The sequence below is a fragment of the Gracilimonas amylolytica genome, assembly GCF_002911695.1.
GTDB lineage: Bacteria > Bacteroidota > Rhodothermia > Balneolales > Balneolaceae > Gracilimonas > Gracilimonas amylolytica.
Map to the genome: position 1 here is coordinate 89,263 of NZ_PQBS01000034.1, position 14,926 is coordinate 104,188.

General features: G+C 46.4%; 10 protein-coding genes. 2 read left to right on the forward strand and 8 right to left on the reverse strand.

The window, feature by feature from the left end; all coding sequences use genetic code 11:
- Positions 1-48: 48 nt before the first annotated feature.
- From C3B73_RS07780 to C3B73_RS07810, 7 genes are all read right to left on the reverse strand, one after another.
- Positions 49-1,953, reverse strand: a complete 1,905-nt coding sequence (locus C3B73_RS07780; protein WP_232803077.1) for a S41 family peptidase — start codon at positions 1,951-1,953, stop codon at positions 49-51.
- A gap of 136 nt (positions 1,954-2,089) precedes the next feature.
- Positions 2,090-3,502: an ATP-dependent protease ATPase subunit HslU gene (gene hslU / locus C3B73_RS07785; RefSeq protein ID WP_103665036.1), complete on the reverse strand. Its 1,413-nt coding sequence runs from the start codon at positions 3,500-3,502 to the stop codon at positions 2,090-2,092.
- 1 nt (position 3,503) lies between these two features.
- Positions 3,504-4,052 (reverse strand): ATP-dependent protease subunit HslV, encoded by a 549-nt coding sequence (hslV, locus tag C3B73_RS07790; protein ID WP_103665037.1) that lies wholly within the window; start codon positions 4,050-4,052, stop codon positions 3,504-3,506.
- A gap of 55 nt (positions 4,053-4,107) precedes the next feature.
- Positions 4,108-5,841 carry an Rne/Rng family ribonuclease gene (locus C3B73_RS07795; protein WP_103665038.1) on the reverse strand — a complete coding sequence of 578 codons (1,734 nt, stop codon included), beginning with the start codon at positions 5,839-5,841 and terminating at the stop codon, positions 4,108-4,110.
- Between the two features lie 526 nt (positions 5,842-6,367).
- Positions 6,368-7,639: a UDP-N-acetylglucosamine 1-carboxyvinyltransferase gene (murA, locus tag C3B73_RS07800; RefSeq protein ID WP_103665039.1), complete on the reverse strand. Its 1,272-nt coding sequence runs from the start codon at positions 7,637-7,639 to the stop codon at positions 6,368-6,370.
- Positions 7,632-8,138: an acetyl-CoA carboxylase biotin carboxyl carrier protein subunit gene (locus tag C3B73_RS07805; protein WP_103665040.1), complete on the reverse strand. Its 507-nt coding sequence runs from the start codon at positions 8,136-8,138 to the stop codon at positions 7,632-7,634. The genes murA and C3B73_RS07805 overlap by 8 nt, the downstream gene beginning before the upstream one ends.
- Positions 8,135-8,401: a hypothetical protein gene (locus C3B73_RS07810; RefSeq protein ID WP_103665041.1), complete on the reverse strand. Its 267-nt coding sequence runs from the start codon at positions 8,399-8,401 to the stop codon at positions 8,135-8,137. Before C3B73_RS07810 ends, C3B73_RS07805 begins: the two co-directional genes overlap by 4 nt.
- Before the next feature lie 139 nt (positions 8,402-8,540).
- Between C3B73_RS07810 and C3B73_RS07815 the strand changes: the two genes are divergently transcribed.
- The gene (locus C3B73_RS07815) at positions 8,541-9,119 is read left to right on the forward strand and encodes a DUF3109 family protein (protein WP_103665042.1); all 579 of its coding nucleotides are present in this window, start codon (positions 8,541-8,543) and stop codon (positions 9,117-9,119) included.
- Positions 9,119-10,624: an RNA polymerase factor sigma-54 gene (gene rpoN, locus C3B73_RS07820; RefSeq protein ID WP_103665043.1), complete on the forward strand. Its 1,506-nt coding sequence runs from the start codon at positions 9,119-9,121 to the stop codon at positions 10,622-10,624. The genes C3B73_RS07815 and rpoN overlap by 1 nt, the downstream gene beginning before the upstream one ends.
- Before the next feature lie 21 nt (positions 10,625-10,645).
- On the opposite strand, the gene C3B73_RS07825 is transcribed toward rpoN, so the two are convergent.
- Positions 10,646-14,917 carry an SPOR domain-containing protein gene (locus C3B73_RS07825; protein ID WP_232803081.1) on the reverse strand — a complete coding sequence of 1,424 codons (4,272 nt, stop codon included), beginning with the start codon at positions 14,915-14,917 and terminating at the stop codon, positions 10,646-10,648.
- Between the last annotated feature and the right edge of the window lie 9 nt (positions 14,918-14,926).

Below are 14,926 nucleotides of genomic sequence, written 5' to 3' on the forward strand. Positions count from 1 at the left end.
AAAAGGCCTCGTGTGAGGCCTTTTTTATATCACCAAAGAATGTATGATCTACTCGTTATTGTCACCTGATAGATTTCCAATGGCAGAAGCTTTTGAATCTCCACTGGCAAGTTCTTCCAGCCTGGCAACGGCATCCCACAAGGTCATGGCTTTTTTAAGGGTGTTGTCAAACACATCGTTAACGATCGGGTAGAAGTACTCCATTCCCCAGACCTGTCGGGCCAGCTCAGCCTTCATGCGGCCTTCAAGCAGCCACGAGATATCTTCAAAATGTCCCTGTGGCACAAATAATGTATCGTTTCTGAAATCAGGGGTTTTAACCGTATCAGAAATGAACATACCGCGTTCAACCAGCAAAGATCTCAATCCTTCTACATTGGTATCATCCCACTCAAAGTTTTCGCGATAGTTTTCAAAATCAGATTCCCATTCTGCTCTGAAAGCATCCCCGTTTTCATCCAGGAAGTTCCGTACATAATCAAATGAGGCCTGCTCACGAATAGCGAAATTGAATACATAGGCTGATGTGGAAGTATCTGCCGGTACAATATAATCAGGTACAATGCCGCCACCGCCATAAACGGTTCGTCCACCATCGGTTTGATACTTGAGAGAATCAGGAATGTGGTTTATGAATTCTGAGGCATCATCCATGGCATCCTCACGGCGGTAGATCTCGTATGCATACTCTTCACCGCCTTCTACAAATGGCTTCTGAATGAGTCTGCCCGAAGGGGTATAGTATCGGGAAATAGTGACCCTAACACTGCTCTTATCTACCAATTCGTATTGCTGCTGAACCAGGCCCTTACCGAAGGTTCGTTTACCGACTATCAGTCCCCGGTCATGATCCTGAATAGCCCCACTCACGATCTCGCTCGCTGAGGCTGCTCCTTCATCAACTAAAACAATAACGGGTTTTTCAATATAAGCACCATCTTTTCTGGAAAAATACTCACCGTCGAAGCGTTTATGCTTACTTTTGGTGGATACCAGCTCGGTTCCCCGGGGGAAGAATTCTTCTGCAATGGCAATAGCCTGACTCAGATATCCTCCGGGATTTCCTCTCAGATCAAGTACCAGGCGGTCCATGCCTTCATTGCGCAGTTCCCGGGTTGCTTGCATAAATTCATCGTGGGTAGTGGCTGCAAACCGGTTGATCTTGATGTACCCGGTACGCTCATCCAGCATATAGGAGGTATCCACAGTGTATAAGGGGATATCATCACGCGTGATGGTAAAATTGATGGGTTCACGCACATTCGGTCGCTTGACGGTTACGCCAACTTTGGTGCCTTTTTCGCCTCGCAGCCTTCTCAGTACCATCTCATTGGTAAATCCAACGGCAGATGAATCCTCGATCTCAATGATGCGGTCACCGGAACGAATACCCAGCTGCTCACTGGGTCCACCGGAAATAGCGGTAATTACGGTTATGGTATCCTGAATGATCTGAAACTGCACGCCGATGCCCTGAAATTTTCCGGCAAATTCAGCCTGGATCTGCTCATTGTCTTCAGCTTCGATGTACACAGAGTGAGGATCAAGGGTTGAGAACATGCCTCTGATGGCAGCCTCGGTTAGCTTACCCATATCTTCATCCGCACTGTTGTTGGCTACATAAAGATACGCCCGTTCAAAATTTCTAAATGAATCTCTTATCGATTCAATGTTAACTCCGCTAAAGGTTGTATCGATGGGGGAATCGGTGATCTCCAGCGTACTGTCTTTGATGGCTTTGACCATATATTTGATACTGGTCTTGTACATCTGATCGATGTCAGGTTCGCTGAAGTAATTGGTAATGATACTTCGTTGTGCCTGATGGTATTTGGTCAGGTTTTCCGTGTCGTTGTTTTCTGACTGAATGACCGGATCGACCCCCGTAAAACGGAGCGCCGCAAGCAGCAACAGAATGAGTATGTTTGGGTACAGTATCTTTTTTAAATGCATGTAGATCATATTACGTCATTACTTATTGATCATAACCAATTCTGGCGTGTAAAGTTTCATTCAGAACGAGTGTACTAAATAATTAAGTATACCACAATTGTGGTGTTTGGTTCATTTAATAACCCTTTACAAACACTTATAGAATGTAGTGGCTCAGATCTTTGTCTTTAACAATATCGGTCAGTTGTTTATCCACGTATGCCTTGTCGATGGTGATCTTACCTGAGTTGATATCGTCCGGAACGGCAAACAGAAGTTCATCGAATAGTGAAGACATGATGGTATGCAAACGTCTTGCTCCAATGTTCTCCACAGAGGAGTTCACCTCAGCGGCAATTCGTGCGATCTCTCTGATCGCGTCTTCTTTAAATTCAATTTCGACACCCTCTGATTGCAACATGGCAATGTATTGCTTGGTCAAAGCATTTTTGGGTTTCGATAGAATATCAACGAAATCGTCTTCAGTCAGTGAATTCAGCTCCACTCGGATTGGAAACCTTCCCTGAAGTTCAGGAATCAGATCAGATGGTTTAGATACATGAAATGCACCGGAACCAATGAACAGAATATGATCGGTCTTGACGATACCGTGCTTGGTGTTTACCGCACTGCCTTCCACAACCGGAAGCAGGTCACGCTGTACTCCTTGTCGGCTTACATCGGGGCCGCCTTTGCCGCCTCCGCTTGAAGATTCTGCGATCTTGTCGATCTCATCAATAAAGACGATACCTTGCTTTTGAACCCTCTCAAGGGCTTCCTGCACGGCAGACTCATGGTCGATCAGCTTTTCGGCTTCTTCTTCCGTCAGCAACTCACGGGCTTCGCTGATCGGCAGCTTTCGCTTAGACTTTTTATTACCCTTGCCAAGATTCCCCAGCATATCCTGAAGGTTGATTCCCATTTCTTCCATACCCTGTGGACCAAATACCTGCATCATCGGGCTACCTTTCGTGGATTTAACTTCAACTTCGATCTCCCGATCTTCCAGTTCACCGTTTTTCAGTTTTTCTCTGAACCGCTCGCGGGTACGCTCATTGAGTTCAGAATCGCTGGCTTTTTTGGGATCAAAGTCTTCATCACCGGCAGAAGGACTGTTAAAGCCAACTCCTGTTTTCTTGACAGGAGGGATGAGGATATCTAAAATTCTTTCTTCTGCTCTTTGAGCCGCTTTTCCTTTTACACGCTCCTGCATTTCCTGCTTTACCATATTGATGGCAACATCGGTCAGGTCGCGGATCATGGATTCAACATCACGTCCCACATACCCAACTTCGGTAAATTTAGATGCTTCCACTTTCATGAAGGGAGCATGAGCCAGTTTGGCCAGTCGTCGGGCAATTTCCGTTTTACCCACACCGGTTGGGCCGATCAGCAGGATGTTATTTGGTACGATCTCTTCGCGGATCTCTTCTTCAGCATTTAATCGTCTCCATCGGTTCCGAAGTGCAATGGAAACTGATCTTTTGGCAGATTGCTGCCCAACAATGTACTTGTTCAACTCAGATACGATCTGCTGTGGCGTTAAGTTCTTCTCTTCAATAGTTAACATACTAGTCGTCAATTTCTAAAATGGTAAGATTATGATTCGTGTAGATATCAATATCAGCAGCAATATGAAGGGCATCCTCTACAATTTGTTTGGAGGATAGCTCCGGTGCATGTTTGACCATGGCACGTGCCGCTGAGAGGGCATAGGATCCGCCGCTGCCTATAGTCGCTATTTCATCATCAGGTTCGATCACGTCACCCTGTCCCGATATCACCAACGATTTTTCGTTATTCATAACGATGAGAAGGGCCTGAAGTTTTTGAAGGAATTTGTCCTTTCTCCATTCCTTGGCAAGCTCAACGGCCGCTCTCTCCATGTTGCCATTGTATTCGTTCAGTTTCTCTTCGTACTTCTCGAAAAGGGTGAAGGCATCAGCGGTGGATCCGGCAAATCCTGCCAGGATCTTACCATTATATAATTTTCGTACTTTTTTAACGGTGCTTTTCATGACGGTCTTATCCATCGTAGCCTGACCATCACTCCCAATTGCAGCCTTGCCGTTGTGGATCACTCCCACAACGGTGGTTGCATGTAATTCAGATAAATTCATAAATAATATTTTGGTGAAAGAGTTTAGTGGTTATTCACAAAAACCAAGCCAAGGTCTAATTTGAAGACTTATAGTACTTAGAATTGCCTCTTCCGTTCGAATTGTCATTACGACCTGACGAACTGTTCTCTTTCTTGGATATATCCAGGTTGTTCTTGTCACCTTTGCCGCTTTCAAGCTCGACCAGCTCGCCTTCGCGGTCCAGGACTTCCTCTATCGACTCATCTCTCATGACGATGTCTGTAATGTCTATGTCTGAGCCGACCAGTGTGGCACGGAATTCATTCATGGATACCGTTTCATCGCCGATCAGGGAGATCTTGATGCGGAATCGTGCCATCCATTTCCAGCGAGTGCTGAGCATTCCTTTGGTTAGAACCGAGCGCAGGTAAGGATTCACGTAGATATCAACGGCACGGTAGTTCGTATTGTGCTTGAACTTGCTTAACCAGGTCTCAAGGTCGGTCAGGATGGTATCTTTGGTAACCACGTTACCAGAACCACCGCATACCGGGCAAACTTTTGATACTGAATTCACAACACTTGGACGGATACGCTGACGTGTGATCTGAACCAGACCAAAGTCACTCATTCCGATCACATTGGTTTTGGCAGGATCTTTGACAAATTCCTTCTTGAGCTCGTCATAGATCTTCTTACGGTTCTTATCATCCCGCAAGTCAATGAAGTCAACAACGATGATCCCGCCAATATCCCGCAGTCTGAGCTGCTTGGCGATCTCTCTGGCGGCTTCCAGGTTGGTTTTCAGGGAGTTATCTTCCTGACGCTTTTTGGCAGCGTAAGGACCAGAGTTAACATCCACCACATACATGGCTTCAGTTTGCTCAAAGATGAGGTAACCACCTGATTTCATCCTCACACGCGGACTGAAGATCGAATTGACATCATGGGCGATCTTCATGTAATCGAAGATGTGCTCCTTGCCTTTATACATCTGTACATTAGGAACCATCTGCGGGGCGATCTGACTCACATAGCCTTTGATCTGTTTGTAGAGTTCCGGATCATCGATCAATACCCGGTCATAATTTTTGGCAAACAGGTCGCGAATAAGACTTTCTGTCATATTCAGGTCACGGTAGAGGAGGGCCGGAGGTTTGGCGTCCTCAAGCTTATCGACGATCTGCTCCCATTTTTTCAGGACATTTCGGAGATCATCCTCCAGGGACTTTTTATCCTGACCTTTGGCAACCGTTCGTACGATCACTCCAAATCCGTCCGGTACCATATTATTCAGAATGCCTTTAAGGCGTCTGCGTTCTTTGTAGTGACCGATCTTTTTGGAAACCGCGATGTAGTCGCCCATTGGGATCAGTACCAGAAAACGCCCGGCAATGGTAATATCCGTTGATATACGCGGACCTTTTGAACCGATAGGTTCTTTGACGATCTGTACCAGCAGTTTTTGTCCGGTGCGTAGCATCTTGCCGGCCATGATCTGCTTTTCAATGTTTGAAAGGTTTTCTTTGTTAGCTACATCCTTTCTGACATTGTTTGGAATGGCATCAGGGCCATTTAATTTGGTGATGTATTCATCGAGATGGTCTCCCGCATCAGAAAAGTGAAGAAAGGCATCTTTAGGGGTGCCCATGTCAATAAAAGCGGCTCGGATACCGCTTAGCACTTTGTGAACACGTGCTACATAAATGTTACCAACCGTACGCTGGTTTTCTTCTGATTCTATGAATAACTGCGCTAATTCGTTGTTCTCCAAAAGCGCAATACGGGTCTGATTGCCCGAAGAGTGAATAATAATTTGATTCTTCATTAAAATTCTTCCTTTCCCAAAAGCCACTGCTTCCCTTGCAAACGAACCATCTGATTAATTTACGATGCAAATCGATTAGGGTCTCATTAGTGAGAGCACGGTTTGAAGCAATCGGACGAGCGGCTGCTTTGGGTATAATATCTGTTAAAATTGTTTTTTGGGTTGATTCCGTATCGGAATCAGAAAAGAGTTGCTGCGTAAGATTTGTAAGTAATAATCCGCAGAAAAAGAGAAAATCGATGATGGCATCTTCAATACGTGTAGACAGTGATGCCGTCATAGGTAGTTTTTGATATGTATTCTGTACGTTAAGCAATCGAAAAATGTTTAAAAAAGCTTTTATAGGCTAATTTTCTCCTTTATGAATATACATGGGAAAAGCCATTAATGTAAACGCATCCGAAAATAAAAAAAATAGTTTTACCTGCGTCCAAACGCAGCGTGATTTAGACTCTGTCACAGGGGCTGATGGTAAGAGTACAGGCTAGGTTTCTGAAGCCTGTACTCAATCCTGTACTCAATAAGGTCAAGAGTCCTCGTCAACCCGCTCTATGGTTGCACCAACCGCTCTGAGTTTATTTTCAAGGGTTTCGTAACCGCGATCCAAATGATAGATGCGCAAGACTTCTGTGGTGTTTTCAGCCACTAAGGCAGCCAATACCAGGCTCACACTGGCTCTCAGGTCTGTACTCATAACGGAAGCTCCTGTCAGTGGAGTTTTACCTGAAATGTGAACCGTGTTTTTTTCTACATCAACGTCGGCTCCCAATCGGGTCAGTTCCGGCACATAGCTGAAACGGTCAAAATAAACGGTATCTGTAACTTTGGATTCGCCTTCAGCCTGAGTCATCATGGTGGCCCATTGTGCCTGAAGGTCGGTTGGAAAGCCGGGATAGATCTGTGTTTTGATGGAAACCGGTTTGAGGGTTTCAGGAGCTTTGACATTAATAGTAGTGCCATCGATATCAACAGTAGTGCCTGTTTCCCGAAGTTTTTTAGTGAAGCTGCCCAAATGCTCGGGATTGCACCCCGTAAGCGTAAGTTCGTTGCCGGGCTGCATGGCTCCAAGTATCATGAAGGTTCCAAGCTCAATACGATCGGGATCATTGGATACTTCGATTCCTGTAAGCTCATCCACGGCACGTACCGTGAGGGTGTCAGTACCGATACCTTCAATATCAGCCCCCATAGCCACCAGGTGATCACACAGTTGAACCACATCCGGTTCCTTGGCAGCATTTTCGATCGTAAATTCTTTGGCTTTTAAAACAGATGCCAGAAGAAGATTTACAGTAGCTCCAACCGAACTCGGTTCAAGTCTGAAGGTGCCACCGGCTATTTTTTCAGGAGCTTTGGCGATCACATAACCCTTCTCCAGGGAGATATCGATCCCCATGGCTTCCATGCCTTTCAGGTGCAGGTCAACGGGACGGGGACCCCACGCGCAACCGCCGGGTAGGGATACCTTTGCATAGCCGTGTTTGCCAACCAGTGCCCCAAGCATGTAAAATGAAGCCCGCATCTTGCGAACCAGGTCGTAGGGGGCTTCCAGGTGGTTTACGTTCCCGGGATCGATCTCGAGGGTGTTTTCTTCTTCCCTGAAGGTCACCTGAGCTCCAACCACGCGGATCACGTTGTTGAAGGTATAAATATCTTTGAGCCGTGGAATATTTTTTAAAGTAGATGCTGAACTGCCTAACAACGAAGCGGCCATCAACGGTAGGGCGGCATTTTTAGAGCCGCTGATCGGTATGGTACCTTTGAGAGGGGAGCCGCCTTTAATTACAAATTTATCCAATGGTTTCTATCTCCAGTATAGGTGAATTTTTTTCCAGTGATTGACCAACGTCTGCCGAGATGGATGATATCTTACCGCTGATCGGGGCTTTGAGTTCATTTTCCATCTTCATGGCTTCCAGGATCACGAGTGGCTGATCTTTTTCAACCTCATCGCCTTCACTTACCATGATCTCAAGGATTTTGCCGGGCATTGGCGCATTCAGTAACCCTTCAGCCGCGGCAGCACCGGTTTTGAAACCTAACCGGTCGAGCAATAACTCCTGCTCATCTTTAACAGAAATGCTGTGCCAAACACCGTTCATGGAAAATTCAATGGTTGAACCTTCCTTACTGATATTATCGATCTTGTAGGTTTTTGTTCCGGTTCGCAGAAAGTACCGGCCATTAACGTGTTCAAACGTGTAAGACCCGTTTAATTCTCCTGACGTAAACGTTCCTTCTTTTGGCGATAATTCTACATCCAGTTCATTCTCACCGATGGTTGCCTGAAATTTCATGATCGTCTTTTCATAAGGTTAATGCCTGAATTTGTGATCCTGTAGACGGAATCCCTGACGTTATCAGAGTCGAAGTAGTTGGTGGTACTCGCATTGGGATCATCCGGATCTACAGCTTCGATAAGGCGCGAATTCATCAGATTGATAAGGTCGTCCCGGATCTCACCGTAGGCTAATTGGGTTTCTTCCTGAATGACCTCAAAGGGCTCAGGATATAACAGGCGATCCAGTATTTTTTTCTCTGATGGGGTTAATTTTCGCATAGGCTCAGAAGATAGAACCGATCATAAATTATCACAAATATTATCAAGGTTTATTTAACAGGATCTGTACAAAATCAAAATACCTGCAAAATGAAAAAGCTTTCATCGAAAATAGTTCAGCTGATTGTTATCTTGGTTTATGTTCAAAGTTAGAAATACCATTTTATCAGGCGATATTGCCACGGCCAAGTTTGCTTGCGACCTCCCGCGTTGCAAGGGAGCCTGCTGCGTGATCGGTGATGCCGGGGCTCCGGTTTCCAAAGATGAGATCCCGGTTCTGCACAAAGCCTACCGAATGCTGAAAGGCGAATTAATGCCTGAATCAGTGGAGGTAGCCGAACGGGATGGAGTGGTTATCGGTTCCGAAAAGGCAGGCTATGAGATCTCAACGGTACGAACAGAGGAATGCATCTTTGTAAAATATGATGAGAACGAGGTGGCCTATTGTGCCATTCAGAAAGCCTACTTTGAAGGCCGGTTCAATTGGGAAAAACCACTAAGCTGTCATTTGTTTCCGGTGCGCCTAAAACACATTGCCGGTTTTGATTATGCTAATTTTGAGTATGTTCCCAAACTGTGTTCGGCAGCCTGTGAAAAGGGGGATAAAGAAAACATATACCTGGCTGAATTTTTAGAAAAACCGCTGGTTCGCAGGTATGGAAAAGAATGGTATGATGAATTTATTGAATCCTGTAAATCAATGAGAGACCAAACATAGTGCTTCGCAATAAGCAAAATATCGGGCAGAAACAGCAACAAAATCTGCAGCAGAAACTTTCGCCACAGCAGCTGCAGTACATCAAGCTGTTACAGCTTCCTACTATCGCTTTAGAGCAGCGGATCAAAGAGGAGATGGAAGAGAACCCCGTGCTTGAGGAAGTGGACCCGGTAGACGCGGAATCCGTGAGCCTGGAAGAACAGGAAGCTCCGGAAGAAAATCGTGAAGAAGCTCTCGAAAGCCTCGACGATCACGAAGTGGACTGGGATGAGTTCGATAATAATACGGAGTATGACGGTGAGAATTTCAGCTCATCCTACAATCCGGATATTGAGGAGTGGAAAGACCTTCCGAATCCCTATCACGCCTCACTCCTGGAAGAACTTGAAGATCAGGTGGCCCTGCTGGACCTGAATGATGAGGAGACGCTAATTGCAGATCAGATCCTCGGCTCGCTGGATGAAGACGGTTATTTCCGCAGAGAACCGGAGGCAGTGGTGGATAACATAGCCTTCAATCATGGTATTTTACTGAATGAGGAGAAAGTTGAGGAAGTACGAAAAAAGATACAACAGCTGGAACCGACGGGAATAGCGTCAAGGGATCTGCAGGATTGCCTGCTGGTACAACTCAAAGCTTCAGAAAAGAGATTGCCAGCCAGGGACCTGGCGATCAGAATTGTGCGCGATGCCTGGAAACTCTTCGAAAAGAAGCATTACAATAAACTCCTTCAAAAATTCAATATCGACCGGGAAGAGCTGCAGGAAGCGGTAGAAACGATCCGGCATATGGATCCCCGGCCCGGAGCGATCTCAACCGGAATGGAGCAGACTCAGAACTATATCGAACCTGATTTTGAAGTGTACTGGAAGGGTAAGTCAGGGGGTGAAACAGAGAGGGGAGAGTTTGTGATCTCTTTGAATCAGCGTAACGCTCCATCATTGAGGATATCACCTGAATACAAAGAAATGTGGGAGGATATCAAAGCCAAAAAGAAGAAGAATACAGATGCCGAGACCCGCACTTTTATGAAGCGAAAGATCGACTCGGCTCAGTGGTTTATCGAGTCTATCAGGCAGCGGCAAAATACCCTGATGAATATCATGAAGACCATTGTGGCACTTCAGGAAGATTTCTTTAAATATGGGGAAGGCCTGAAACCCATGATCCTGAAAGATGTGGCTGAACGGATCGGAATGGATATTTCAACGGTCTCACGCGTGGTAAATGGGAAGTATGTTCAAACGCATTTTGGGGTGTATGAGCTTAAGTATTTTTTCAATGAGGGACTTGAAACTGAGAGCGGGGAAGAGGTTTCAAATCGTGAAGTGAAAAATCTGCTTCAGAATATCATTAATAATGAAAATAAACGTAGCCCCTATAGCGATCAAAAGCTAACCGATATGCTGAATGAGAAGGGATATAAGGTCGCCCGGCGAACGGTCAGTAAATACCGCGAACAGCTTAATTTGCCGGTAGCCCGTATGAGAAAGCAGGTGATATAAGCTTTTTAATAGCCCAAATCATTACTCATTCTTTTTTTCTACCATCAGGATCACAGGGTCTGCAGGGATTCCTGAATTGACCACGCGTTCTTTGAGCCTGTTGATCCGATTCCAGCCTTCCATCAATTCAGTGGTGACGAGATAGCTTTCACGGTTCTCATCCAGAAGTATTTTTATCCTCAGGTTTAGGGATCGTTGGATCTGTTCAACATAGGACCGTGCTTCTACCTCAGTTGAGAAATCATTCAACAACAGTAGAAATTCAAAACTAAGGTCCGTTACCTTGACAGGAGGTGTGAGGGGCAGAATGCTTGCATTGGTGTAGTTATCCAGATCGCCTCGCAGCTCTCTGAGCTTCTCAGCGGCCTGTCTTTCTGATCGGAATGCTCCAATGCCAATTCTGATATCAAAGCCGTTACCGGGAATTTCAGCTGCAGTAATGCCTTTCTCTTCCTGCAGGTCCCGAATATATCTTTGAGCATTTTCCTGAGTTGCAAATTCTGCAATCTTCACATAATAACGGGTTGTTTCAGGATTCAGATCCAGATCCGCATAACACTGACTGATAACAGCCGCATTGAGATCATAAGTTGTATTGAATTCCTGAGTTGCGGTATTCACTCTCCCCAGGCTTTGATACTGAATTTCACGTAATCCATACAGATTATAAGGGGTGTTGTAGATCGTGAAGGTCAGATAATCCTCTTCCAGCCTCTGAGACAAATTGGTTGCTTGTTGTTCCTGTGAGTAGGAAGCAAACTGAATACCATAGATGCAGCGTCCGGGGGTTAGTGACTCAAGATCATTATCAGAGCTAAAAGCTGATGGGATGGCATCTGTAATAGTTGGTACAGGCACAGTTTCAGTAGCGGGTTCTGAAACAGGATCCGCATCGGTCAATGTGATCTCAGTACGTTCCGGTTGCTGCACCGGTGGAAGATCGTTATCGGCTTCTTCTTCGGTAACCGCTTGCTGCCCCGCATCAAGACTGTAAGCCGGTAATGTTGAATCCGGTAGGGCGGCCACAAGGGATGAATCAGTCTCAGTGATCTTAGCGGAGTCACCATCTGCGATCTCGGGGATACCCGTTACCGGAGGTTGAATGGTTTCAATATCTGTTTGAAGTGAATCTGCTGTTTGTGTTGGTTCATCCGTGATCTCAACATCTTCATTCCCCAGATCGGCTATGGTACTGTCAGCAGGAATATCGGTTTGAAGATCAACCTCTGTATCTGATTCTGTTGTGTCTGCCAAAAGCTCAGGATCCTCAATTTCTGCTTCTGTGAAAGGTTCTGAAACAACAGTGTCGGGCAAGGAATCAGTCCGTACAGAATCGGCCTCTATTTCTGTTAAGTCCGTAACAGGAACACCGAGAGGGGTGATCACCGGTGGTAAGCCGGTATCAGGATCCACATCTGCATCGGTTTGATCCGAATCAGTTTGAGGAGTTTCATCGGTCGTATCAACAGTATCAGTATTGGCCTGCTCATTACGGGCAACAGAGTCCGTTACTGCAATAGAGGGAACCGTCTCGTTGACCACAATGGTGCCAAGGGTATCAGGTAAAATGATCGGTTCCGGGATTGTTGGGGCTACCGGTTCTACAGAATCACCATCTGCCACGGTTAAAGGAGGGATCACAGTTTCAGTATCTGTCTCGGTCGTATCCGAAGTTTCAGGGTCCGTAGCCTCTGCAATTTGCTCAGGCTCCTCCCGTTCCATGCCGCCAGGGATCAATTCAAAACCGAGCCCTTCTACAAAATCTCCGTCCGGTGACCGTGCCACTTCAAAACTGATCACCTCGGGTTCGGCATATACATCCAGTATATCAAGCTGGGTAGAATCAACTTTCAGGGTGTAACTGCCGGGTGGTACCTCGTAATCATAAAAACTACCGTCACTGAAAGTTCTGAGTTCCTTGGTGTAGGTTTGGTCCTGACTGCTCATAAGTAACTTCAAACCGGCCACGCCTGTCGTGTTTCCACTTTCCAGCAAGCGTTGAACCGAGCCTTCGATCACGCCCGACATATAGAACGGAACTTCCACTTTCTTGAACCGATTGGGATCCGTGATCAAGCCGAATTTCTCAAATTCAGGTACCAGCATGGGGTTCTGGATCAGGGATTTGTTCAGTTCCATGTTATAATAAAAATAGGGCTGCATCTGCGTGTAGTAGATCACTCCGTTCTTAACGGTACTGGTGGCCCCCGAGCGCTGAATTCTCAAGGCATTGCCGGCTATCGGATCGTCGTTATCCCCGAAATCACCGTCTGCATTATTGTCCACAAAGAGTTTGACGGCGGTACCGGATCGTCCCACTTGATCGCGGCTGGTGAAGATGAAATTGTTGTAGTTGGTATCGTAACCAATGGATCCCCTCACGTTCTGGGTAAGATTTCCGGATCCCCGAATGTTGCTGTACGTAGTACTGGATCGGACCTTATTGAAATCTACCACAAGATTGAACCGGAGGCTGTTATACTCTGCTGCAAAATTACGGCCGTAGGATAACTGCAGGCGGCCCTGTTCAAAGACATTTTGCGAAAGTAGCACTTCCGCCGATTCCAGCTGATTCAAGGCAGGTTGATATCGGAATTGTCCTCTTAAAAAGACACCTCTCAGGTACACGGGTAAATTACGATTTCGTGACACGGTGTAGGTGGCAGAAGTTTCCAATGCTGCGGTGTTGGAGGGATCAAATGGATCAAAGCTACCGCTGATCCGGTCACTGTAGCCCAAACGCAGATTCAGCTTGCTGATCCTGGAGTTAAGATCCAGCCTGAAGTTGGTGGAACTGTTGGAGGCCCGGTAGCGTGAAAAAGCCGAGGCTCTCACATTGAACGGCAATCCCCAGAAATTAAAGGGGTAGAACGCACTGGCCACTAAACGTCGCTCATCATTAGAGGGATTATAAATACTGAAGCCTTCATTGTAGGAGGTATAATCCAGTGTGAAACTGGCAGAATTTGGGTAGATCACATTGAGCAATCCCCTATAGTAGGCCTCACTGGCAGCCTCAAGGGTCAGAATGTAGTTACTTTTGATACGAGAGGATAAAGACCCGGTAAAAGTGGGCAGCGATTCATGATATCCCTGATAATACTCGACGCCGGCTTTTGCGGTCAGCCACTCGTTGATCCCGTAGGCACCGGCTCCCTGTGCGGTAAGGTCCTGTGTGGTCTGACCAAAGATAGGATTATCCAGGCGACCTGCATTCACCGTGTAATTGAATACTCCGGATGGCTGAAAGGTAAAGGGCACCTGAAGTCGTTCAGAGCGTTCAATGATCTGCCCGGTGGGACCATAGATCTTCAGGTCAAGTTGTGAGGATCCGTAACTCACCGGCGTTAGGAAGCGATAATTACCAAGTTCATCCGCCTGCTGGAAATCGATGAGGACATTATTCAGGTATAGCTCCACCTCAGACTGCGGGATGGTGGTTCCCTGTACCTCAAATTCATCAAAGAGCCTGCGGGGTTCAATGGGTTCGTTAGAGAGCCTGATGCCGGTGTAGGCATTGCGTGAAAACCCATCGGTGGTGGTTTGACCAATGGTTAATTTGGTAAGCCATGGCTGATCGCGGTACATATAGCGCCACCGGAGGTTATCGGTTGCAAAGTTGGAGAAATTCTCTGAATAACTGCCGAAGATCGAGCCCTGAAGGTCGCCGCCATATACCTGAAGCCCAAGGTTGGTGTTGAAGTTATAGACGTTCTGATTGGGATTAAGGTTGGCAGAGAGATTGTAATCCACAAAGCCGCCATCCAGGAAAGGGCGCTCACGGTCATATTTTAGGGGATAGCGTTCTTCCTGAAGTCTGTTTTGATCGGCCACCTGTCGCCGTTGCCGCCTGATGGCCTGTTGTATAGCCGGCAGTTCACGCTGGGTTTCAAGATTCAGGCTCAGGTTGTTAAAGTCGATGGTGAAATCGAGGCCAAAAGCCTGGTAAAAGATGTCAGCCCGCAGGTAAGAATCAATTTCTCTGAGGATGTAATCCTCGGCGTTGATCTCAATGCGTTCATCCCCGAATTGTATCTCACCCGACTGAAAGTTGATGCGATAGGGGATCTGTTCGATACCAAACCGGCCGTCGATGACGAGACCATTAATGGTGTGATCGATATTGAAAAGGGAGAAAAGCTCGGAGACCGGAAGGTAGAACTCATCATTCTTGTAATAAGAAATGATAACTGAGTTAATGACGCCGCGGTGACGAAAATCGAGATAGACCTCGATCTCGTCGGAATTATTGCTCTGTGCAGAAAGTGAACCGGTCATAGGACCGGCGCCCAAAGCAATAAG